We start from the raw sequence: 24175 nt of genomic DNA on the forward strand, positions 1-24175 counted from the left end.
TGTCGTGCGTACCGGGATGCGGGGGGGGGGTGGGGTTGCCACCGCAATCAAGCGAACACGGAGTTGCACGGAGTATGCCACGGAGTTGCGCAGAGTCTTCCGGGGCACCCGCACTATGGTCGTCCCCCTGGCTGCGTCCGGTGATTTCGCGCGCAGCGCAATATCCACTTCCTCTGTGCAACTCCGTGCAAACACCGTGGAACTCCGTGTTCGCTTGATTGCCGTCGGTGAAACCGGCACCGGCCATAACGATAGAGAGACGACCTTGCTCCGCGCGGCCATCGCCGCTGCAAGTCCGCATTTCCGTGTCAGGACACGGCGAAGCCCGTAGAGCCGAAAAGGCGCGGCGCCGCCAATGACATCAGGTTCCAGGGCGATGCAAGCCTGTGCGGCATTGCCCTGCGCAGCACGGCGGCGATGTCCCTGCCCTTCGTTTGCAACGGGCGTTGATCGCCGCGCAATTCCGGGCCAAACCGGCGGAGCCTGTGCCGTTCCACTCTTGTCTATGACGTCCCGGGCGAAAATGCGGACACACAACGTTTTTCCGCGGGGTTTTCTTTTTCCATCGACTTTGTCTCTTGTATCGTATCCAAGTATAGGCTCTGGCCCCGCTTCTTGACGCCCCTCGCGCTTTGGGCGCAGGTTTTTTCCGCTGCCTGTCTATCAACAGTAGTCCGGGAGGGGAATACCAATGAAAACCAAGTATCCAAGCCGCCGTGACGTACTCATGACAGCCGCGACACTGGCCGCCGGCGCTTCGGTCCCCGCAATGACGGGCGGGCGCGCCCTGGCCGCCGCCGAGCCGGCGCTGAACAATTCGCTCGAGGAAGTCGACCAGGCGCTGCGCCAGGCGGTCAACGCCCGGACCGTTCCGGGCATCGTCGCCATCGGCGCGAACGACCGGGGCATCGTTTATGAAGGCGCGTTCGGGCCGAACGTGACGGCCGACAGCCTGTTCTGGATCGCCTCGATGACCAAGGCAATCACCGCGACCGCCGCGATGCAGCTGGTCGAGCAGGGCAAGCTGCAGCTCGACGAGCCAATCGGCAAGCTGCTGCCGGACCTGCAGTCGCCGAAAGTGCTGGAGGGATTCGACGCCAGCGGCGCGCCGAAACTGCGTCCTGCGAAACGGCCGATCACGCTGCGGCACCTGCTGACCCACACCGCCGGCTTCACCTATGCGATCTGGAGCGCGAACCTGACCCGCTACCAGAAGGTGACCGGCCTGCCGGACGTCGGCACCTGCAAGTATGCCTCGCTGCTGGCGCCGCTGGAATTCGACCCAGGCGACCGCTGGGAATACGGCATCAACATGGACTGGGTCGGCAAGGCGGTCGAAGCGGTCAGCGACCAGTCGCTGGAGGTGTATTTCCGCGAGCACATCTTCGCCCCGCTCGGCATGAACGACAGCGGCTTCCTGATCAGCACGCCGCAGAAGGCGCGGGTGACGCAGATGTACAAGCGGCGGCAGGACGGCTCGCTGGAGCCGATGGCGTTCGAGATGCCGCAGCGTCCGGAATTCTTCATGGGCGGCGGCGCGCTGTTCAGTACCCCGCGCAACTACATCGCGTTCACGCAGATGCTGCTGCACGACGGCACGTTCAACGGCGCTCGGGTGCTGAAGCCGGAGACGGTGGCGCTGATGCGGCAGAACAACATGGGCGACCTGAACGTGACGACGCTTAAGACGGTGCAGCCGGACCTGTCCAACGACGCCAACCTGTTCCCCGGCATGGTGCAGAAATGGGGCCTGTCGTTCGACATCAACACGCAGCCGGGACCGGCGGGTCGCAGCGCGGGCAGCATCGCCTGGGCCGGGCTGTTCAATACCTATTTCTGGGTCGATCCGAACCAGAAGGTTACAGGCGTGATCATGTCGCAGTTGCTGCCGTTCGCCGATGCGCACGTGCTCGATCTTTTCGCGAAGTTCGAGAGCGGGCTGTATCGGGCCGTGACGCCGGCCTGAGCCGCAGCCTGACAAACCGTAACGCCAGGAGACAGGCAAGCGCCGCCTGGTCTCCTGGCGTACTCGCAAAATTGTCCGCCTCCTGAATGGCGTCAGCCACGCGGGCGGATCAGTGTTGGAGACATGGAGTGTCCATAAAGGACACCCAGGTCCGGGGGAAATGTCATGAGAAAGCTCTTGTTGGCGGCGACGCTTGCGGCTTCCTTGCCACTGGCCGGCCATGCCCAGACGGCCCAGGAACTGATGGCGGGCTCGCAGAAGGACACGGCCGATGTCCTGAACTACGGCATGGGCTACAATCTTCAGCGCTACAGCCCGCTGACCCAGATCAACCGCGACACGGTCAAGCATCTGGTGCCAGTCTGGAACTACAGCTACGACGACAACAAGAGCGAGGAATCCCAGCCGCTGGTCTACAAGGGCGTGCTGTACGTCACGACCAATTCGGCGACCATGGCGATCGACGCCAAGACGGGCAACCAGATCTGGAAGACCAAGGTCGAGTATCCGGCCGAGACGCCGCGCATCGTCTGCTGCGGCATCATCAACCGCGGCCTGGCGCTGTACGACGGCAAGGTGTTCCGCACCACGCTCGATGCCAACGTCATTGCGCTCGACGCCAAGACCGGCAAGGAGATCTGGCGCTCGCATGTCATCGACTTCAAGGACGGCTACTCCCAGACGGTGGCGCCGCTGGTTGCCGACGGGGTGGTGATCACCGGCATTTCGGGTGCGGAATATGGCATCCGCGGCTTCATCGACGGCTGGGATCCGGATACCGGCAAGCATCTCTGGCGCACCTATACCGTTGCGGGACCGGATGATCCGAACGGCAAGACCTGGCCGGGCGACACGTATAAGCACGGTGGCGGCTCGACCTGGATCACCGGCTCGTTCGATCCGGAGCTGCACACCGTGTACTGGGGCACCGGCAATACCGGGTCGTGGAACCCGACGCAGCATCCGGGCGACAATCTGTACACGTGCTCCGTGCTGGCGCTGGATCCGAAGACCGGCAAGATCAAGTGGCACTTCCAGTTCTCGCCCAACGATCCGTACGACTATGACAGCGTCGCGGAAATGGTGCTGGCGAACCTGGATGTCGGCGGCAAGCCCACCAAGGTGGTGATGGACGCCAACCGGAACGGTTTCTACTATGTGCTGGATCGCACCAACGGCAAGCTGATCGCGGCCAACCAGTACGGACATCAGACCTGGGCGAAGGGCATCGACGAGGACGGCCGGCCGATCCCCAGCGAGGTCACCGACAAGGTGCGCAAGGGCGAGGCGGTGGATGTCTGGCCGGGCGCCATGGGTGTCAAGAACTGGAGCCCGACTTCCTATGATCCGCAGACCGGCCTGGTCTATGCCAATACGCTGTACTTCGGCATGCACTACAAGCCCGTTGACGTGCAATACCGCGCCGGCCTGCCCTACTGGGGGGCGGACATCGACTGGATCTGGCCGAAGGGTCCGCGCGGTTTCCTGAAGGCGATCGACCCGCTGACCGGCAAGTCGAAGTGGGAAGTGCCGAGCGATATCCCGCGCTTCTCCGGCGTGCTGTCCACCGCCGGCGGCGTGGTGTTCACCGGCAAGCTGACCGGCGAGCTCGAGGCGTTCGACGCCGAGAACGGCCACAAGCTGTGGCAGTTCAAGACCGGCTCGGGCATCGAGGGCCAGCCGATAACGTGGGAGCAGGACGGCGTGCAGTATGTCGCGGTCTCCAGCGGCATTGGCGGCGTGTATGACCTGTTCGCGGGCGACGAGCGGCTGTCCAAGGTGCCGGCCGGCGGCTCGCTGTGGGTGTTCGCTCTGGCGAAGTAAGCGTGCCTGCCGGAGGCGCCCCGGTTGCGGGGCGCCTCCGGTGGTTTTCCTGCCTGGAGTTCCGGATGAGATTTGCCGCCTGTGTGGTTGCGGCCACAATTTTCTTTACCCTGTCACTGCCGGCGTGGCCGCACAATGCGCCGGAACCGCCGCCCTCGAAGGCGGAGTGGGAGAAAGGCGCAGAGTTTTTCAGGGACATCTGCTCGCATTGCCATGGACCGCACATGGTCAATCCCGGCAACGGCTCGTTCGACCTTCGCAAATTTCCTCATGACGAACGCGCGCGGTTCTTCAACTCGGTGCGAAACGGCAAGAATTCCATGCCGCCATGGAAGGACATCCTGCGTCCGGACGAGATCGCGGCGGTCTGGGCCTATGTCCGGACCGGGGGAGTGGAGCCGAAATGAAACCGCCGATTGCCCTTCTGCTGGCGATGCTGCTGGCCGGATCGGCCGGGGCGCGGGCGGCCGGCAGGCCGGATCTGACAGTATGCCTGCAGACGAGGAACCCGCCGCTTTCGTTCCGCACTGACGACAAGCCGGCTGGGTTCGATCTGGCGTTGTCCCGGGCCATCGCCGATCGGCTGGACCGCGGCCTGCAGATTCAATGGTTCGTCAGCCGTGATGATCCGGATGCCAATCCGGCCAAGGAAGCCAACGCGCTGCTGTCGGACGGGCACTGCCAGCTTGTGGCGGAGTATCCGCTGACCGCGGGCGCCCTGGCTCGTCCGTTGTCCCCGACCGGGAAACTGCCGCCGTTCGACGGCGCGAAGCCGGATGACCGCAAGCGCTGGGTGAAGCTGGGCGCACTGATGCCGACGCAGCCCTATCGTTTCGACACGCTGACCGTCGTTCTTGGCAAAAGCCATGCCGACCGGCCGGTGCGGAAGCTGGCGGATCTGGACGGGTTGCGTATCGGCGTGCAGACCGCGACTTTGGCCGATGCGATCGCGATGCGCTATGATGGCGGCCTGCTGGCGAACCGGATCGTGCACCTGCCGGACTCGCGGGCCCTGTTCGCGAAGCTGCGGGCCGGCGAGATCGATGCGGCGTTCGTCGACATGCGAGCCGTCGATGCGTGGCGGCTGCACAACGGCACGGACGGGCTGGCGCTGTCGGGGTATGCCCATTCGCTTGGATTCAACATGGGTTTTGTCGGCCTGGCCGGCAGCGCCACCCTGATCCGCCAGGTCGATGCCGCACTGGCGGACCTGAAGGCGCATGACGCGCTGGCGCCGATGGCGCAGCAGGCCGGGCTGACGTATATCCCGCCGCGCTCGCCGGACGTGCTGCCGGACGTGCATCTGGCGGCGTTGCAGGGCGACTGAAGCTTTACCGATTCAAGAACAAGAACCGATGCACAGGGAGGGGTCAGGATGAAGATCTATGACTGGCACATCGCGCCCAATCCGCGCCGTCTGCACATCTACCTGGCGGAGAAGGGCATCAGGGTCGACCTGGTGGAAGTCGGGCAGGACGACCTGACGCTCGCGCCTTGGTTCAGGCAGAAATATCCGCATGCCATGGTGCCGATGCTGGAACTGGACGACGGCACGCAAATCGGCGAGGCGATGGCGATCGCGCGCTACTTCGAGGAACTGAATCCCGAGCCGCCGCTGATGGGCACCGACGCCAGGGACAAGGCGATCGTCGACATGTGGGAGAAGCGGGCGAACGAAGAAGGCATGCTTCCCGCCTCGGAGCTGTTCCGTAATACGCACCCGAAGTTCGCGGAACGCGGCCTGCCGGGCGCGGCCGACGCCATTCCGGCGATTCCGGAACTGCGTGACCGTGGCCGCGCCAGGCTGGAGCGGTTCTTCACCAAGTTCGATCGCCAGCTTGCCTACAATACCTTCGTTGCGGGCGAGCGGTTCACCATTGCGGATGCAACGACCCTGGCTGCGGTGGACTTCGCGGGCTGGAGCGACGTGAAAATCCCTGACGCCTGCCGCCACCTGCAGCGCTGGTACGACGACGTGAACCAGCGCCCGAGCGCCAGGGCCTGATCGCCGCCCGGGCGCGGGACTTGACCAATACCGCGCCGCGGGCTTCAGTTCAGATCGCTCGCCGACCGGATGCCATGCAGAATAATGGAAGAACAGGGGGGATCGTCATGAGGCGGAAGCGTCAATCATGGGTTGGAAGCGCATCGGGTCTTGCGCTCGCGCTTGGCCTGATCACCGCGGCGCCGGCGGTCGCGGATGAGGCGCTGAACCAGGCGTTGCAGAATCCAAACAACTGGCCGAGTTATGGCCGCACGCAGGCCAATACGCGGTTCAGCCCGCTGAAGCAGATCAACGACCAGAATGTCGGGCAGCTCAAGCTGGCCTATGCGTTCCAGCTCGGCGCGCTGCGCTCGAACGAGGCGACGCCGATTGTCATTGGCGATACGCTGTATGTTTCGAGCTCGTCCGGGCCGCGCAGCGTCTATGCGCTGGATGCGAAGACCGGGAAGATCCGCTGGCAGTACCAGCCGGTGATCGCCGAGGACGTGGATCCGTTCGTGTGCTGCGACCTCGACAGCCGCGGCGTGGCGTATGCCGACAGCAAGATCCTGTTCGGCACGCTGGATGCGCACCTGATCGCGCTGGATGCGAAGACCGGCAAGCCGGTCTGGAACACCGTAGTGGTGGACTACAAGGGGGGCATGGCCATCACCTCGCCGCCGACGATCGTGAAGAATTTGGCGGTCATCGGCTATGCCGGCGGCGAGTATGGCGCGCGCGGGGCGTTGCAGGCCTACGACCTGAAGACCGGGAAGCAGGTATGGAAGACCTATACGATTCCTGGTCCGGGCGAGCCGGGCAACGACACCTGGAAGGGCGACAGCTGGAAGCACGGCGGCGGGGCGGCGTGGCAGGTCGGGTCGTATGATCCGCAGACCAACACGGTGTTCTATGGCACCAGCAATCCCGGGCCGTGGAACGCGGCAGTGCGCAGCACGGGTACTTCGGATTACGGGCAGCTGACCAACCTGTACACCTCCAGCACGCTGGCGCTGGACGGCGACACCGGCAAGATCAAGTGGGCGCTGCAATCGACTCCGGCGGAAGCCTGGGACTACGACGGCGTCAACGAGCTGGTGCTGGCCGACATTACCATCGACGGGAAGAAGACGCCGGTGATGATGAAGGCGGATCGCGACGGGTTCTTCTTCGTCGCGAACCGGGACACCGGCAAGCTGATCTCGGCCAAGCCGTTCGTGCCGGTGAACTGGGCGAAGAGCTACGACATCGCCAAGGCCCGGCCAATCGAGGATCCGGCGAAACGGCCGCACATGGATGCCAAGACCACCGACATCTGCCCGAGTTGGATGGGCGGCAAGAACTGGCAGCCGATGTCGTTCAATCCCGAGACCGGCCTGGTGTACGTGACCACCAACAACATGTGCCAGGACATGCAGACTGCCGAGGTGACGTACCGGCGCGGGTCCTTCTATCTTGGAAACGACTTCTCGGTCAACCCGGGGCATGGCGACCACCTGGGCCAGCTGCTGGCGCTGGATCCGGCAACGCAGAAGCCGGCCTGGACGATGAACCTGCCGCTGCCGTGGAACGGCGGCACGATGACGACGGCGGGGAACCTGGTGTTCTTTGGCGACATCAACGGAATTTTCCATGCGCTGGATGCGAAGACCGGCAAACCGCTGTGGCAGATGAACGTTGGCAGCGGCATGGGCGCGGGGCCGATGACGTTCTCGGTCGATGGCAAGCAGTACGTCGCCATCCTGACGGGCCGGGCGGAGTCGCCTCCCGCGTTCATGGGTGAAGTCGGCAAGAAGATCATGGCGGCCACGCCGGAAGGTGGCACGTTGTTCGTGTTCACGCTGTAGTGCGACGTTTGGTTTACTTTGTAGTGGGACGTTTGACTCCTGGGGGCAGGCGGCGCGTGTTGGCATTGGCCGCCTGCCTGCTTTGCTGGTTCGCCTGCGCCGCCAGGGCGGACGAACCGGCACCGCTGCGGCTCTGCGCCGATCCCGACAACCTGCCGTTCAGCAGCGCGAATCAGGCGACGCCGGGGTTCTATATCGAACTCGGGCAGGAGATCGCGCAGGCGCTGGGGCGGCGGTTCCAGGCGGTGTGGGTGCCGACGTACTACACCAAGCGGCAGATCCGGAAGAAGCTGCTGACCGGGCAGTGCGACGGGTTCGTGGGCGTGCCGGACACGCCGGAGTTCATGGGGCCGCGGCTGATCTTCTCGCAGCCGGTTGCGCGGCTGGGCTACGCGCTGGTGGCGCCGCCGGCGATGCACCTGACGTCGGTTGACGGGCTGCACGGGCATCGGGTGGCGGTGCAGTGGGGTTCGCCGCCGCAGAGCCGGCTGGCGACGTGGAACGACGTGCAGCTTGTCACGGCGATGTCGCCGGAGGAGGCGATGCAGGACCTGGTGGACGGCAAGGCGGACGCGGCGTTCATCTGGGGCGCCTCGGCCCGCTGGGTGGACATCAGCAAGCTGCATCACGCTTACCAAGTGGTGCCGGTCGAGGGTCCGCACATGCGGTGGGAGGCCGCCATCGGCTTCCCGCGCAACCAGGTGGCGCTGCGTGACGCCGTGAACCAGGCGCTCGATCGGCTGCAGCCGGCAGTGAAGGCACTGTCGGTGCGCTATGGCCTTGTCGCTTCGGCGCCGGAGCAGGCCGGGACTTCACCGGGCGCCGAGGAGGTGATGGCCGAACCCACCGCTTCGGCCGCGGATGTCGCCGAGGGGCGGCAGATCTTCAACACGACCTGCGCCCACTGTCACGGACATGACGCCGTGCAGGGCGAGCAGCGCCGCAACCTACGCCTGCTGCGGACGCGCTACGGCGACAAGATGGCCGAGACGTTCTTCTACACGGTGACGCACGGCCGGGTCAGCAAGGGGATGCCGAACTGGCGCGACGTGTTCACCGACGAGGATTTCCACAAGATCCTGGCGTTCCTGACGACCATCCAGGACAAGCCGCCGGCGACGGCGAGCAATGATGCCGGTGGCCCGAGCCAGTGAAGGCTGTCGTGATGGGCCAGGCCGTTCTCTCTCCGTCATGGCCGGGCGGGTGGCAACGGACCGGGCACCACATCCTTCTCCAACCGCCGCCCTACGCAGCCGCCGCTGATCAGGCGGTGCGGAGCTGCTGCTCGAAGCGGCCCTGGCGCCAGCGCAGCAGGTGCCAGGCGCCCCTGGTCATCAGGCCGGACAGCCGGCCGCGCGGCGGCAAGCCGACAGTCTTGAGGATCATGCCGGTGCCGCGCTCGATGTGGTGGTAGCGGTAGAAGGCCATGGCACGGGCCATGTAGGCGGCGGTGCAGCGGGCGTGCTGGAACGGTTGCGTCTCGGGTTCATTGCCGCAGTGGTAGGCATAGGCGAGTTCGTCGTCCTCCGACTCGCCGATGCGGCCCACGGCGATGCGCAGGCGGGTCAGCACGCCAAGCTTCTCACGCGACAGGTAGCGGCGCATGTGGTCGTAGAACAGCTTGAAGTGGCGGTATTCGTCGGCGGCGATCAGCTTGCAGACCTGCTTCAGCGCGGGCTCCGTCGCTGCCTCGCCCAGGGCGCTGTAGTAGCTGGAGGTGCCGGTTTCCACCATGCAGCGGGCGATCAGCTCGCCGGTGCGGGAGCCGCGGATCGAGGCTTCGACATCGGTCTTGATGGCGTAGCCGGTGCGGTAGCGGTGGAACGCGGCCTCATAGTCCCATGCGGGATCGGCCAGGGAGGCCCATTTCGCCAGGGCGTCGCCGTGCTGGACCTCCTCCAGCGCCCAGCTGTCGGCGGCTTGCCGGAAGTCGGGGTCGTCGCGGAACACGCCGCTGAGGTAAAGGGCGTAGTCCTTGCCGTTGCGCTCGACCATGGCGGCGGCTTTGACCAGGGGCACGATGGCCGGGTCCACGGCCGAGGGATCGAAACGATCCCAGTCCACATCCTCGATCCGCCAGTGCTTCATCCTGCTTCAGTCCCCGTTGTCGATCCGCGGTCCCGGCCGCGGAAAGGGCTTTCGCTGTCGAATATAGAAATATTGCAGCGGCGGTTAAACCGCTGTTGCATGACGGTTGGGCCATGTTGTGGCTATTCGGCAACAGGTGGCGGTGGGCTGTGCTGCCGGACGGTGCGCCCGGTCCGGCGGCGATGGTGACGCGATGTGCGGCAGTCCGGGTGCGCGGCTACCGATGGCGTGCCGTGGCGGTGCCGGGCGGCGCGATAACAGCTGATCACGAACTCGTGGCGGAAGCAAGTGGGGGTCGAGCTTCCGACGGCACCCGCCCTGACCAGCCCGTGCGGCCGCGATGCTGAAGGGCCGTCAGGGAATGACCACGTCGTTGGGCGTGGGCCACCGCCCTCTTCCCGTCATGGTCCGCGGAGGCGGATCATCCGCGCCTCGCGATGCTGATCGCGGCAAAGGCGTGGATGGCGGGCCTGCACCCCATTGGCGTTAAAAATGGGGCTGGCTGTTGCCTCCTCGTCATGGCCCGGCTTGTCCGGGCCACCTATTCCAGCACTGTGCCGCGACAGGTGGCCCGGACAAGCCGGGCCATGGCGGAATGGCAAGCATCGTGCCGCCGCCACGCTATTTTAACGCCAATGGGGCCTGCACCCGCCATGACGCTGGGGCGCCGGCGCCCTGCACCCGATGACGCGGTTACTCCCCGACGCTTCCTTCAATGCCTGGAGAGAAATAACCGCTCCGCCGGCTTCCATGGATCAGTTATTCTGGCTCGGTCCAGAGGTCAGACCAGCCGCCAGTGCACCAAACTATAGGGTGGACTGGCGGACGCATGGTGCTCGAACACCGCCTCCACCGTGCCGCCGATCGGCACGTCCTGCTTCGGGTCACCCAGCAGATTGCCGATCATCCGGACGTTGTCGGCGGCGGGGAGTTCCACCAGGACGGCGATGTACGGACCATGCCCGTTCAGCGCCGGATGCACGGGATGCCAGACGCGCTGGTAGCTGTAGATGACGCCTTTGCCCGCGACCTCCCGCCAGTCACGGTCGAAACTGTTGCAGCGATGGCAGATCCATTCCGGGCCCCACTGCCAGTGTTTGCAGCCGCGGCAGAACTGGATCATCAGTTTTTCACGCCGCGTGCCCTCCCAATAGGGCGTGGACAGGCCATCGGCTCCGGCTGACGGGATGGGCAAGCCTTCCGGCAAATACGACATCAGAGTGCGGCCTCCGACCCCAGAATCAAGGAACTGACAGGCGTGACCATGGGTCCGCCGACGACGATGACGGTATCGTTGCGCGGCGCCTGGTTGACCGAGACGCCGCGGATCTGGCGCACCGCTTCGTTCACCAGTTCCAGCCCGTGCATATAGCACTCGGCCAGGTTGCCGCCGCTGGTGTTGAGCGGCATCCGGCCAGTCGGCGCAATCAGGTTTTCCAGCCGCAGCAGGTCGTTGGCCTCCTCCGGCGCGCAGAACCCATGCTCCACCAGGCTCATGAGCACGCCGCCGGTGAAATTCTCATAGCACTGGACGACACCGATATCCTTCGGACCGAGCTTCGCCATCTCGTACAAATGCGGCGCAACCGTTGCGAAGTGGGAACTGGCATAGTTCGGGCCGTTGTGCACCGGCGCGGCGCAGCGGTGGTCGGAGCCGCTGGCGACGCCCAGAAGGTAGCTGGCCTTGTGTGGCAGATCCCTGGCGCGGTCCGCCGGCATGATGATCACCGCGGCGGCGCCATCGTTTTCCAGGCAGCAGTCGAACAGGTGGAACGGCTCCACGATCCAGCGTGACGCGTCGTACTTCGCCTCGTCCAGTGGTCGGCCGTACATCACCGCGCGCGGATTGTTCTGCGCGTGATGGTAGGACGCCAGTGAGATCGCCCGCAGCGCCTCCTGCTTCACGCCGTGGTCATGCATGAAGCGCGTGACCTTCATGGCGAATTTCTGCGCCGGGGACATTACGCCATAGGGAACTGTGAAGGCGTCGTCACCGGCTGCCAGCGGCGCGCCGCTGCCGCGGCCGAAGCGCGCGAACTGCCCCTGCGCCAGGGCGCGGAACGCCACGACGCAGTTGGCCATGCCGGTGGCGACCGCCGCCGCCGCGTTGCCCACCGCCGCCGCGACGCCGCCGCCGCCGCCGCCCCACTGCATATTGGAAAACCGCAGTTCCCGGGTGCCGAGCGCGGCCGCCAGGCGGGACGGGTCGCTGCGGTCGTTGGAATAGGAGGTGAATCCGTCGATGTTTTTCGGATCGATGCCGGCATCCTTCGCCGCCGCCAGGATCGCCATCAGCGCGAGCTTGAACTCGCTGTCGGGCGACTGGCCATGCTTGTAATAGGTCGTTTCGCCAATGCCGGCGATCACTGCCTGTCCGCGTAGCGTTCGTTCTGTCATGCGTTTCTTTCTCCCGGCTCGATTGTACGCACGGCTCTGCGGGGATGGCCAGAGCGGCCGCCCGCATCGCACATTCCTGTTCCACCATCTGTGGAAATCTGCGTTATGCTTGGCAGATTGGACGAACAACAGCGACGTCAGAGCGTGAACCGTCCGAACAGGGAGGCCGACAATGAACGCACCCGTCCATGTCGATGCGCGGCATGATGCTTACGCCACGGCGATCGATCAGATTGATGTGAGCAACCCGCATCTGTACCAGGACGATACCTGGCGCCCCTATTTCGAGCGCCTGCGCCGGGAGGATCCGGTGCACTGGTGCGAAAAGGGCATCTACGGCTCCTACTGGTCCGTCACGCGCTATCGCGACATCATGTCGGTCGATACCAATCACCAGGCGTTTTCGTCCGACGCGCTGATGGGCGGCATCGTGCTGCGCGACCTGCCGATGGATTTCCGGCGGCCAAGTTTCATTTCCATGGATCCGCCGAAGCATGACGAGCAGCGCAAGACCGTCTCGCCGATTGTCGCCCCGGGCAACCTGGCGAAGCTGGCGCATACGATACGTGAGCGCACCGGGCGCATCCTGGACAGCCTGCCGCGCGGTGAAACGTTCGACTGGGTCGATCGCGTCTCGGTCGAGCTGACCACGCAGATGCTGGCGACCCTGTTCGACTTCCCGTTCGAGGAACGGCGCAAGCTGACCTACTGGTCCAATATCGCCACCGCCAACACGCGCGCCGGCACCGAGGTCGATTCCGAAGCAAAGCGCAACCAGATCCTCGACAAGGCGCTGGAATACTTCGCCGCGCTCTGGCACGAGCGGGCGAAGCAGCCGCCGCGGCCTGATCTGATCTCGATGCTGGCGCACGGCGAGGCCACGCGCGACCTGCCGTCGCGCCCGCACGAGTTCATGGGCAACATCATGCTGCTGGTCGTCGGCGGCAACGACACGACGCGCAATTCGATGTCGGGCAGCCTGCTGGCGCTGAACCAGTATCCCGATGAATATCGCAAGCTGCGCGCGAATCCGGCGCTGGTGACCAGCATGATACCGGAGGTCATCCGCTGGCAGACGCCGGTGATCCACATGCGCCGCACGGCGCTTGAAGACACCCGGGTGGCCGGCAAGACGATCCGCAAGGGCGACAAAGTCGCCATGTGGTACATCTCGGGCAACCGCGACGAGGACGCCATCGAACGCCCTGAGGATTTCGTCATCGACCGGGCGCGCCCCCGCCAGCATCTGTCGTTTGGCTTCGGCATCCATCGTTGCGTCGGCAACCGGCTGGCGGAGATGCAACTGACGATCCTGTGGGAGGAAATCCTCCAGCGCGACTGGCCGATGATCGAGGTGATGGGGCCGCCGGTGCGGGTCTATTCCAACATCCTGCGCTCGATCAGCGCGTTGCCTGTTCGCATCCCGGCCTGACCGCAGCGAGGCTGACCATGTCGATACCCTATTATGACGCCATCGCTCATCACGCCATGCGCCGGCCGCAGTCGCTGGCGGCCGTGGATCTGGCAACCGGGCGGCGGCATACCTACAAGGCGTTCGACGACCGGATCGCGCGCCTGGCCGGCTCGTTCCGATCGCGCTTCGGTATCGGGCCGGGCGATCGGATCGCGGTGCTGGCGCCCAACACAACCGATACGTTCGAGGTTCAGTTCGCCTGCGGCCGTATCGGCGCGATCTTCGTCCCGCTGAACTGGCGGCTGGCAAACGCGGAACTGAAAGCGATTCTGGCCGACTGCGACCCGGCGCTGCTGGTCCACGATCCGGAATTCGCCGAACGGACGCAGGAACTCGGTGCGCGTCAGCTCTGCCCGCTCGGCGCCGCGTTCGAGCAGCTTGCGCTGGACGGGCCGCGGCTCGACAAGCCGGTGGCCGCGACGTTGGATGATATCTCGACCATTCTTTACACGTCCGGCACGACGGGGCGGCCCAAGGGCGCGATCATCACCCACGGCATGAACTTCTGGAACACCGTCCACAGCATGAGCATGGCCGGCATCGGGCGATCGACGGTGTTCTTCGGGCTGCTGCCGCTGTTCCATACTGGCGGGCTGAATGTGTTTTCCTATCCGGTGTTCCAGGTTGGCGGCACGGTGCTGATCATGCGGAACTTCGACGCCGGCGAGGCGCTGCAACTCATCGGCGATCCGTCCGTCGGCATCACGCACGTCTTTGGCGTGCCGGCGAACTACCAGTTCATGGCACAGCACCGCCGGTTTGGCGAAACCGACCTGAGCCGGCTGGTGTTCGCCGGCATCGGCGGCGCACCGACTCCCGACGCAATCCTGCGAACCTGGGCGGCACACGGCGTTATCCTGCAGCAGGGCTACGGCATGACCGAAACCAGTCCGCTGGTGCTGGTCCTCGACAAGGAGGATGCGGTGCGCAAGGCCGGATCGGCCGGCAAGCCAGGGCTGCACATGGAAACGCGCATCGCCGGCGAGGACGGCGCGGAGGTGCCGCCAGGCACTGTCGGCGAACTCTGGGTCAGGGGACCCAACATCACCAGGGGCTACTGGAATCAGCCCGAAACCACCGCGGCCGCCTTCACCGACGGCTGGCTGCACACCGGCGATGCCGCCATGGTCGACGACGAGGGCTACTATTTCATCGTCGATCGCTGGAAGGACATGTACATCTCGGGCGGCGAGAACGTCTATCCGGCGGAGGTGGAAAACGTGCTGTACCAGCACGCGGCCATCGCCGAGGCCGCGGTCATCGGCATAGCCGATGGACGGTGGGGTGAGGTCGGGCGGGCGGTGGTGGTGCTCAGGCCAGGGCAGTCATTGTCCGAGGCCGATGTCGTCGCTCATTGCGCCGCCAGCCTGGCCCGCTACAAGCTGCCGCATTCGGTGGTGTTCACCGACGCGCTGCCGCGCAACGCCACAGGCAAGGTGCACAAGCCGACGTTGCGGCTGCAGTTTGGGGACGCGGCGGCGGGTTACGACAGCAGGCCGCAGGCCGGTTGAGACAGGGCGACCGCGCCGCCTCATCGTGATGGCCCGGACGAGCCGCATAGGCTCTGACTAAGGCGGCCAGGGGCATGGCCGTTGCCACAACGTCATGGTGGGCGGAGACCCGCCATCCACCCCTTGCTGATATCGGCATGGCAAGGCGTGGATGGCGGGCCGAACGGCAAAGGGCGTTTGTGGCAAGCGGTGCGGCTGTCCCGGGTGGGTCGAAGGCGGCGGAGCCTGGATCGCCTACCGATTTTCAACACGGAGGACGACGGAGGATCACGAAGGGCCACGAAGGGGTGTGAACGCGTCAGACAATGAAGCAGTGCCGCCCCGCCTTCAGGCACGCGGCATCTGGGCATGCCTGCGCCGTCGCTGCGATGCGCCAGCCCGATCATGCGGCTGGCCAGGTCCCGATCCGCCAGCAAGGTCCGGTCTTCGTGGCCCTTTGTGGTCCTCCGCTTTCTCCGTGTTGAAAATTACGGAAGGATGAACAAGCACGGACGGTTCCGGATGACGCTGGCACCATCCGCCAAAGACCCAGCCCCCCGGTCGTTGCGGCCCATGGCCAAGGCAAGCGGCGGAGCACCCTCCGCCACGTCCAATAGGATCGACTCTTCCGGCGCGCGGTTTAGCGGCCGCCTTTACGCGCCCGCAACCGCTCGATCGTCTGGCCAATCATGCGGGTCGGCTCGTCAGTCTGGTAGGCACGGACGATGCAGCGGATGCCGGCTTCGATCGCATCGCCGACTGGCATCGCTTCCCATTCGCGGATCAGTTCCTTCTGCAGGCGAACGGCACGCGGGCCGGATTCCAGGATCGCGCCGATCCAGGCGTCCAGGGCCGTATCGAGTTCGGCGGCAGGGGCGACCTTCTCCACCAGACCCCAGTCCAGCGCGGTTCGCGCATCGATCGTGTCGCCGGTGTAGAGCAGCAGTTTGGTCCGCCCCCAGCCGATAAGCTGCGGCAGCAGGGCCGCCTCGACCACGGACGGCAGCCCGATCCGCACCTCGGGCATGCCGAACGAAGCGGCGTCGCTGGCGAGGTGCATATCGCAGGCGGCCATCACCTCCAGCCCGGCACCCAGGCAGAAGCCGTTGACGCGCGCAATCACCGGCACCGGCAGGTCACGCAACACCTTGCACATGCGGTGGATCAGCGTGAGGAAATCGCGCGACTTCGGCGGATCGAGCGCGCCCAGTTCCATCAGGTTCGCCCCGCCTATGAACGCGCGTTCACCCTCCCCGGTGACGATCAAAACCCGCAGGTCCGGATCGTCTGCCAACGCGGTCACGGCGTCGATGAAGGCAGCGATCTGCGGCGTGCCCAGGCAGTTCAGCCGCGCCGGGTTGTTGATCGAGACGGTGGCGACGGCGCCGTCATGGTCACGCCGCACGATGACGGGGGGTTCGCTCATCATCTTGCCCCCTGGTTCCAGGCGACAGGCCCGCGGAACGGCCGCATGTCCGGGTAGCCGCTGACCGCCCAGGCGCCATCCACCAGCAGGCTGGCGCCGTTGACGTAGCTGGCGTCCGCGCTGGCCAGATACAGAGCAGGCGCGGCAATCTCCTCGGGCTGCGCCGGGCGGCCCATTGGAACCCGCTGCATGAAGGCCGCCAGGGCGTCGGGATTGTCGAAATGGCGGCGCGTCAGCGGCGTCTGCACCAGGCCGGGCAGGACGGCATTCACCCGGATGCCGTAGTCCGCCAGCTCCAGCGCGCCGTTGCGGCTGAGCATCTCCACACCGGCCTTGGCGGCCACGTAGGCGGACCCGGCATGCATCGGCACATGCGCGTTCAACGAGGCGATGTTGACGATGCTGCCGCCGCCCTGCCGCATCATCTGCCGCGCCTGGTGCTTCATGCCGAGGAACACGCCCTTGAGGCACAGATCGACGGTGAAGTCCCAGTCGGCTTCGGACAGGTCGACGATATACCCGGGGCGGGAACCGCCGGCGACGTTGAAGGCAGCGTGGACGGCGCCGAACCGGTCCACCGCCGTGGCCACCAGCGCCTCGGCTGCCGCTTCCCTGGTCACGTCGCCTTCGACCCCAACGAAGCGGTCGCCCAGGTCTTCAATCGGTTGAAGATCGGCGCCGACGACTTGTGCGCCCTCCGCCAGCAGGCGTCTGGCAATCGCCAGCCCAATGCCGGAAGCGGCGCCGGTCACCACGGCCACTGTTCCGGCGAACCGGTCCTGCAATGCGATCATCTGCTTCCTCCTGCGGCTTATTAACGGTTTGGCAACCAGTTCATGGTTCCGTGTCCGGGTTCTGATGTGGACCCTGCATGGAAGTGTCGGTTGGGATCAAGGTCGCCGCCCGCGGCCTGGAATGGGATGTGACCGAGGTCGAGCAACTCGGGCCGCAGCAGCGCCTGCGTCTCGCCTGCGCGAGCGGCGATCTCCAGGGCCTCGAATGGGATGTGCTGTATCCCGCTGAACCGGTGGCGATCCTGTCTACCGATCCGCGGCCGGAGGACGTTGGCTCGCTGGACGACTGGCGCCGCTATCATACGGCCTGGCTGCTGGATCAGGTACCCGGTCCGGCGGCCTCGCCCGGGCGAGTTGCCATCGAAGCCTACCAGCGCGTGCCGCTGCTGCGGGCGCTGGACATGGTGCGGCCGCGCCTGCTGCTGGCCGATGGCGTCGGCCTGGGCAAGACGATCCAGGCGGGATTGATCGCCGCCGAACTGATCGTCCGCCGCCGCGCGCACCGCATCCTGGTGGCATGCCCGCCCGGCCCGCTGCTGCGGCAGTGGGAGCAGGAGATGCGCCTGCGCTTCGGCCTGCGCTTCACGCCTATCGTCGACGGCGCCAGCCTGCGGGAGGCACGGCGCGGCCTGGAACTCGGCGGCAATCCGTTCGAGGCCACGGCGCTGTGCCTGACCTCGATGGATTTCGCCAAGTCCGACCGCGTGCTGACGGAACTGGAGCGCGCCGCCTGGGACCTGGTCATCATCGACGAGGCGCATCACTGCGCCGGCGGCGCCGGGCCGGGCGAGGACAGCCAGCGCCGCCTGCTGGCCGAGGTGCTGGCACGGCGATCCGACGGCCTGCTGCTGCTGACAGCCACCCCGCATGACGGGCACGATGCGCATTTCGCCTCGCTGATCGCATTGCTGGATCCCAGCCTGGTGGACGGGTCCGGACGCCTCATTGGCTCGACCTATCGCCGCCATGTCGTCCGCCGGCTGAAGTCGCACATTCGTGACCCGCATACCGGGCTGCCGCTGTTCCGCGAACGGGTCGTGGTGCCGGTGCGGGTTGACGTCTCCGATGCGCCGGCCGTGCAGGCGTTCCATCGTGCCTTGTCGGCCCTGGTGGCGCCGAGGCTGCGACGGTCGCGCGACCGCAACGGCCTGGCGGACGCGCTCGCCTTCGTCAGCCTGCTGAAGCGGTCGATGTCGAGCATCGCCGCGTGTGTGGCGACCCTCCGCGTCGTGGCGGAACGCTACGCCGGCGGTGAAAGCGGCGCGGCACGGCGGGAGCGGCAACGGGCCCTGCGCGCTTACCGCCGGCGCGTTTCCCGGTTCGGCGTCCTGGATGCCGCCGAGGAAGCCGAAATTGCAGCGCTGGAGGCGGAAGAGATGGCGGCCAGCCTGGCCGGATCAGGCACCGCATCAGAGCTCCAGGACCTGATCCGCCTGGGTGAGGCGGCCGAAACCGAAGACCCCAAACTGGCGGCGCTGGTGCTGGAGGTACGGCTGATCCGGCTGCACCACCCGGGCGCCAATATCCTCGTCTATACGGAGTATGCCGACAGCCAGTGCGCGGCGGTGGAGGCGTTGCGCAGTCTCGAGGGCACGGTGCTGACGATCAGTGGCGCCGACAGCGAAGCCGATCGCACGCGCGCGGCGGAACGTTGCGCGGAAGAGGACGGGATCGTCCTGGTCAGCACGGATTCCCTGGCCGAGGGCCTCAACCTGCACCAGCGATGCTGTCATCTGATCCATCTCGACCTGCCGTACAACCCAAACCGGCTGGAGCAGCGCAACGGCCGGATCGACCGCTACGGGCAGCAGAAGGACCCGGAAATCCGCTACCTGTATCTCGCCGGCACCTTCGAGGAACGGCTGCTGCTGCAGCTGATCGCCAAATACGAAAAGGCCCGTGCCTGCCTGTCGTTCATGCCGAACACGCTGGCGGTCACCGCTGAGCCAGGCCGCCTTGGGGAGCCGCTTCTGCGCGGACTTGCCGAGGATCTCTTCAGTTCGATGCCGCGTCTGGTCCATTCGCTGGACCTGGCGGCCGAAGACGGCGACGGCGAGGCTTATCGTGACCTGCTGCGGGAGATCGACCGGGCCTTCCAGAGCTTCGACCACATGGCCGTGCGGCATGGCTGGATGGGCAGCGGCCCGATGCCGGCCACGTCGCCCGAGGAACAATCGAGCAGCGTCGATCTTGCCGCGTTCGTCGAGTCAGTCTTGCCAGGTGGCGATCGTGTTCCCGCTGACTGGCATGCTGAACTGGACGGGCTGCCGGGCTTTGACCGCGCCAGCGGCACGATCCGGCTGACAAACGATCCGTCCCGCATCCGTGACGCGGAGGGGCGCACGCTGTTGTATCCGGGCCGCAGCCACCCGCTGACCCGTCGTACCATCGCACGAATCCGTGCCGGACAGGCGGGGCGGGTGAGCGCCGCCCGCGGTGCTGTCCTGTCGTTGCTGGTAACCTACGATGCCGAGATTGGCGATCACTCTGGCACGCTGCTGCGTAAGGTCTTCGGGCTGCTGCTGACGCCGGATGGCGCGGTTGACAAGCCAGCGGACATCCTGACGCTGGCAGGGCAGGCCGTGCCGTCCGGCCGACTATGGCATGACCGTTTTGCCGGCTGGGCACCCATGGCGCTGGAGGCGGCTGGCGCGCAGGCGGCGGCGGTTGCCGCCAGAATTGCCGCGGCGTTCTCGGCGACCTGGCAGGAACGGCAGGATCGCGCCGCCGCAACCCTGGACGCCTGGCTGACCCAGCGGACCAACGCACTTTGCGGCGCGCCCGTCGATCCGGTGGGAGACCTGTTCGATACGGTGCCGCGAACCGACGACTGGCGGTGCAGCCGGCCGCCGGGACAGCGCCTGGCGGCCTTTGCCGCCGACATTTCGGTGCCTGCCCTACAGCGCCGGGAAGCGGCCGATATCCTGGCGCGCGTCACAGCCGTTACGGCGCGGCGCGCAGCATTGCCGAAGCCGGTAGTCCGCCGCCTGGGATTGCTCATGCTGGTGCCGGCGGCGTGACCCTCGACCTCGATGATTGCAGCCTGTCCGGATCCGCGCTGACCGCGCCATTCCTGCGCGACGGCATGGGGCAGGTCCTGAACCTTGCCCGGCCAATCGAGGTGGACTGGGACGTGATGCGCGGCGCGTTCCGTGGCGGCGGCTCGCAGCGGGTGCACCAGCGCATCACCATGAAGCTGGCGCACGCGCTTGGCTACAGCCGCGCGGTGCGACAGGACCGGATCGCAACGCGGGAAGGGCAGGAGGACGGCGGCTGGTTGTTGCAGGCGCAGGGCGTATCGCTGCGGGCATGGCTGGTGGACCGTGGCGCCGATCTGGATGCCGCCGGGAGATCCCATCGCTTCAGTCCGACCCGCGTCGCCCAGCGCGTGCTGCTGGCGTGCGGCGAACGCACCGGGCTGCTGACCAATGGCGAGACGCTGCGGCTGCTGCTCTGCGATCCATCCCGCGCCGACAGCTTCTTCGCGATTCCATTGGACTCCTGGCGCGACCGTCCGCTGCCGCCGGACTCGTTCCGGGTCTTGCTGGCGCTGGCGGGTGCCGGCAGCCTGCCGCGCCTGCCCCAGATCCTGGACTCCGCACGGCTGTATCAGACGAAGGTCACCACGGCACTACGCCGCCAGGCCCAGGAGGCAATTGTCGGCTTCATCAACGCCATGCTGGACCACATGCCCGATCGCAACACGGTGGATCCGGCGGTGCTGTGGCAGGAAGGGCTGGTGCTGGTTTACCGCCTGTTGTTCATCCTGAAGCTGGAATGCCCTGCCGAACCTGGCGCCGGCTTCAGCTTCGCCTCCACCCGTCTGTGGCGGCTGGCGCTGTCGCCGAATTTTGCGCTCGCGCCTCTGGTGCGGCGGCATCTGGATCATGGTCATGACACCGGACGGATGCTGGAGGACGGGCTGCGACTGCTGTTCAGGTGCTTCAGCGACGGCCTGTCCTGCTCTGAACTCGCCATCACCCCGCTTGGCGGCGCCCTGTTCGGCGGCCGGGCCACGCCGTTGCTCGACCGCCTGTCCTGGGGCGATCGTGCGGTCGCCATCCTGCTTGATCGCCTGATCTGGACCACCGGACAGAACCGCGAGCGGATACGCGTGCATTATGGGTCGCTCGACGTCGAAGATCTCGGCAGCGTTTACGAAGCGCTGCTGGAGCAGGAACCGGCGATTGCTTCGGAGCCGTTGATTCGTCTGCGCACCGGCAAGCTGGAGGCCGTGGTGCCGGCTGACGGCGCCGCTGCCGATATCGGTATCGGACGCTTCTATCTGCGCGCCGGCCCCGGACGCAAAGCCACCGGTTCGTTTTACACGCCACATGAATTCGTTCGCTTCCTGGTGCGCGAAACGCTGGATGCAAGGATCGCCGCGCTCAGCCCGGACGACGATCCCAACCCGGCCGCGCTGCTGACCTTGAAAATCGTCGATCCGGCGGCGGGCAGCGGCCACTTCCTGGTCGAAGCCTGCCGCCACCTGGGCGAGGCGCTGCTGGCCGCCTGCCGCCGGTGCGACGAACTTGGCCTGCACGATCGCCTGGCACAGATCCCTGATCCCGACGCCAGCATTGCGCCGTACCTGCCGAGCCGCGGCTACGCCGAGGCCCATGCCCGCGCGATCTGCCGCCGCCTGGTTGCCGTGCACTGCCTCTACGGTTGCGACCGCAACAAACTGGCGGTCGAGCTTGCCAAGCTGTCGCTGTGGCTCGAGTCCTACGCTGAGGGCCTGCCGCTGACCTTCCTCGATCATCGGTTGATCCATGGCGACGCGCTGACCGGACCGTTTTTCACTATGCTGTCCACCATGCCGGTGACTGGCGGGCCGCTGGATCCTCTGCTGGCAACGGGTGTTTCCGAACGGCTGAATGCCGGCCTGGAGCAGGCGCGTCGCCTGGTCGCCGAACTGAACGGCTCGATTGGCCGTGATACGGCGGATCTGGCGGTGAAGGCGACCGTCAAGGCCCGTCTGGATGCGGTGCTGCTGCCGCTGCGCCGGCTGGCCTGTGCCTGGGCCGGCGCAGCGATGTTGCGGGACCGCGACGCCGACGACAACTGGCTGGCGTTGGCCAGGCATGTCGCCGCTACGGCCACCTGGCCCGATATGCTGACGGCGCGTCAGACTGCGCTGCTGCAGGCCGGACAGGACGCGGTCGCGTGGGACCTGGTGTTTCCCGAGGTCTTTCCCACAGGTTTTTCCGCCGTATTGGGCAATCCGCCCTGGGATGTCGTGCAGCACAACACCAAGGACTTCGTTGCGACCTACGATCCCTCGGTGCGTACCGCCAAGACCCGATCGGCTCGCGGCAAGATCGAAGAGGCCGTCCTGTCCTGTCCCGACGTCGCTGCCCGGTTCGAAGCCTACCGATCGGGCTTCGAGCACATGAAGCGCATCTCCAACCGGCTCTATCAGCATCAGCGCATCAGCATCGGCACCGATTCGACTGCCGGCAATCTCGACCTGTTCCGCCTGTTTTCCGAGCGTGCCATGCAATTGGCCGCCGAAAGCGGATCGATTGGCCTTCTGGTGCCGTCCGCCTTCCACGCCAACGAAGGCACCACGGGAATGCGGCATCTGTATCTCCAGCAGGCTGCGCTGGCCTGGTGCCTGTCGTTCGAGAACCGGCGCCGGGTCTTCGACATCGACAGCCGGTTCAAGTTCGACCTGATTGTCGCGCATCGCCCCGGGCCGACGACGTCCTTCCTTTGCGGCTTCTATCTGGAACGGATCGATGATGCGGCGGATGCGGCGAAGATCATGACCTACGACCGCGGCTTTCTCAGCCTGTCCGGTGGTCCGAGCCTGACCCCGCTGGAACTGCGCGGGAATGCGGACCTGGCGATCGCGCGGCTTCTGTTCGCGCAACCCAACCGGCTCGGCCCGTGGTGCGCCAAACGCCGCATGCGCCTTGGCCGCGATCTGCACATGACCGATGACGCCCACAGCCTCCTGCGCCCGGACGTTGGCGACCTGACGCTGCACGAGGGCAAGACGTTCCATCAGTATATCGATTCGTGGGATACCCCGCCGCGCTATTCCGTGGCAAGCGGCACGCTGCGGCCGGAGATCGCCGAGGCCGCCCGCCATTACCGCCTGGTGTTCCGCGACATCGCGCAGGCGACCAACGAGCGAACGATGATCGCCTGCATGGCGCCGCCAGGGACCGTTTTTGGGCATACCGCGACGGTGGAAAAGGCACCTTGGGCGCGGGCAACGGCCGATGCGCTGGTGCTGTGTGCGCTGTTCAATTCCTTCCCGTTCGACTGGCTGGTGCGGCAGAAGGCAGCGACGCATCTCAGCCTTTATATCCTGGATGCCCTGCCGGTACCGCAGTTCACCGGCAGCCAACTGCGCTTCCTGGCCGAGGCGGCGCTGCGCCTGTCCTGCAATCATGCGGCATATGCCGCTCTGTGGCAGGAACAAACCGGCCAATGCACGATGCCAAATCCGGATCGGCCGGTGGTGCGCCGCGTTCTGCGGGCGCAGATCGACGCGGTCGTGGCGAAGGCCTATGGACTGGGCCGGGTCGAATACCAGCACATACTGAACAGCTTTACCCATCGTTCCTGGCCGGATGCGGCTGCATCATGCCTGGCAGCGTTTGATGCTGAAGCGTTTTCACGCTGACCGGAAATAGCGGCCGTGGCGGAAGTACCAAAGAAACGACGCGTCTTCACCGTCATGGCGGCTACCCGGGTCAAGCCCGGGCACAGGCTCCGGGCCGCCATCCAGGCCTTGCGGTGTTGATATCAGCCAAAGGCGTGGGTGGTGGGCCTGTGCCCACCATGACGGTGTGGAAACGGCCGCGCCGCCCGCTCCCCTGTTTTAGCGCCAATGCGCCCTGCGCCGGCCATGACGGAAGGAACCGTCCGTGC

Annotated in this window: 15 protein-coding genes and 1 pseudogene; 11 read left to right on the plus strand and 5 right to left on the minus strand. The window is 66.0% G+C overall.

Translation table 11 applies throughout. The annotated features are described in order from the left end of the window. Window positions 1-727 precede the first annotated feature (727 nt). The 7 genes from CCS01_RS03805 to CCS01_RS03835 all read left to right on the plus strand — a co-directional run bounded on the left by CCS01_RS03805 (window position 728) and on the right by CCS01_RS03835 (window position 8775). Window positions 728-1966: a serine hydrolase domain-containing protein gene (locus CCS01_RS03805; RefSeq protein ID WP_204848133.1), complete on the plus strand. Its 1239-nt coding sequence runs from the start codon at window positions 728-730 to the stop codon at window positions 1964-1966. A 165-nt stretch (window positions 1967-2131) separates the two neighbouring features. Further along, window positions 2132-3790 carry a PQQ-dependent dehydrogenase, methanol/ethanol family gene (locus tag CCS01_RS03810; RefSeq protein WP_104517499.1) on the plus strand — a complete coding sequence of 553 codons (1659 nt, stop codon included), beginning with the start codon at window positions 2132-2134 and terminating at the stop codon, window positions 3788-3790. Between the two features lie 65 nt (window positions 3791-3855). Then, window positions 3856-4197: a c-type cytochrome gene (locus CCS01_RS03815; RefSeq protein ID WP_104517500.1), complete on the plus strand. Its 342-nt coding sequence runs from the start codon at window positions 3856-3858 to the stop codon at window positions 4195-4197. Further along, window positions 4194-5117 carry a substrate-binding periplasmic protein gene (locus CCS01_RS03820; protein WP_158258215.1) on the plus strand — a complete coding sequence of 308 codons (924 nt, stop codon included), beginning with the start codon at window positions 4194-4196 and terminating at the stop codon, window positions 5115-5117. The genes CCS01_RS03815 and CCS01_RS03820 overlap by 4 nt, the downstream gene beginning before the upstream one ends. Before the next feature lie 48 nt (window positions 5118-5165). Next, window positions 5166-5795: a glutathione S-transferase family protein gene (locus tag CCS01_RS03825; RefSeq protein WP_104517502.1), complete on the plus strand. Its 630-nt coding sequence runs from the start codon at window positions 5166-5168 to the stop codon at window positions 5793-5795. A 107-nt stretch (window positions 5796-5902) separates the two neighbouring features. Continuing rightward, window positions 5903-7621, plus strand: a complete 1719-nt coding sequence (locus CCS01_RS03830) for a PQQ-dependent dehydrogenase, methanol/ethanol family (protein ID WP_104517503.1) — start codon at window positions 5903-5905, stop codon at window positions 7619-7621. Window positions 7622-7677: 56 nt separating this feature from the next. Continuing rightward, on the plus strand, window positions 7678-8775 hold the full coding sequence (locus tag CCS01_RS03835) for a c-type cytochrome (RefSeq protein WP_158258216.1): 1098 nt from the start codon (window positions 7678-7680) through the stop codon (window positions 8773-8775). A gap of 109 nt (window positions 8776-8884) precedes the next feature. On the opposite strand, the gene CCS01_RS03840 is transcribed toward CCS01_RS03835, so the two are convergent. From CCS01_RS03840 to CCS01_RS03850, 3 genes are all read right to left on the minus strand, one after another. Next, a complete protein-coding gene (locus tag CCS01_RS03840) occupies window positions 8885-9709 on the minus strand; it encodes an acyl-ACP desaturase (protein WP_104517505.1) in 825 nt (274 codons plus the stop codon). A gap of 781 nt (window positions 9710-10490) precedes the next feature. Beyond that, entirely contained in the window at window positions 10491-10832 is a 342-nt protein-coding gene (locus tag CCS01_RS03845; protein WP_204848134.1) for an OB-fold domain-containing protein, read from the minus strand. Window positions 10833-10924: 92 nt separating this feature from the next. Next, a complete protein-coding gene (locus tag CCS01_RS03850) occupies window positions 10925-12106 on the minus strand; it encodes a thiolase C-terminal domain-containing protein (RefSeq protein WP_104517507.1) in 1182 nt (393 codons plus the stop codon). 655 nt (window positions 12107-12761) lie between these two features. On the opposite strand from CCS01_RS03850, the pseudogene CCS01_RS35975 reads away from it, so the two are divergent. Further along, window positions 12762-13430: pseudogene (locus CCS01_RS35975) on the plus strand (cytochrome P450); the annotation flags it as partial. 125 nt (window positions 13431-13555) lie between these two features. After that, complete coding sequence (locus CCS01_RS03860) at window positions 13556-15091, plus strand: acyl-CoA synthetase (RefSeq protein WP_104517509.1); 1536 nt, start codon at window positions 13556-13558, stop codon at window positions 15089-15091. 619 nt (window positions 15092-15710) lie between these two features. Here the strand turns inward: CCS01_RS03860 and CCS01_RS03865 are convergent. Together CCS01_RS03865 and CCS01_RS03870 are read right to left on the minus strand one after the other, a co-directional pair. Then, window positions 15711-16496, minus strand: coding sequence for an enoyl-CoA hydratase (locus tag CCS01_RS03865; protein ID WP_158258217.1), 786 nt, complete (start codon window positions 16494-16496; stop codon window positions 15711-15713). Continuing rightward, window positions 16496-17290 carry an SDR family NAD(P)-dependent oxidoreductase gene (locus CCS01_RS03870; protein ID WP_104517511.1) on the minus strand — a complete coding sequence of 265 codons (795 nt, stop codon included), beginning with the start codon at window positions 17288-17290 and terminating at the stop codon, window positions 16496-16498. The genes CCS01_RS03865 and CCS01_RS03870 overlap by 1 nt, the downstream gene beginning before the upstream one ends. A gap of 77 nt (window positions 17291-17367) precedes the next feature. On the opposite strand from CCS01_RS03870, the gene CCS01_RS03875 reads away from it, so the two are divergent. Together CCS01_RS03875 and CCS01_RS03880 are read left to right on the plus strand one after the other, a co-directional pair. Next, window positions 17368-20310 (plus strand): helicase-related protein, encoded by a 2943-nt coding sequence (locus CCS01_RS03875; RefSeq protein WP_104517512.1) that lies wholly within the window; start codon window positions 17368-17370, stop codon window positions 20308-20310. Then, a complete protein-coding gene (locus CCS01_RS03880; protein ID WP_104517513.1) occupies window positions 20307-23927 on the plus strand; it encodes an Eco57I restriction-modification methylase domain-containing protein in 3621 nt (1206 codons plus the stop codon). The genes CCS01_RS03875 and CCS01_RS03880 overlap by 4 nt, the downstream gene beginning before the upstream one ends. Window positions 23928-24175 lie beyond the last annotated feature (248 nt).

Origin of the sequence: Rhodopila globiformis, from assembly GCF_002937115.1 — a bacterium.
In the GTDB taxonomy this organism is placed as follows: Bacteria; Pseudomonadota; Alphaproteobacteria; order Acetobacterales; family Acetobacteraceae; genus Rhodopila; species Rhodopila globiformis.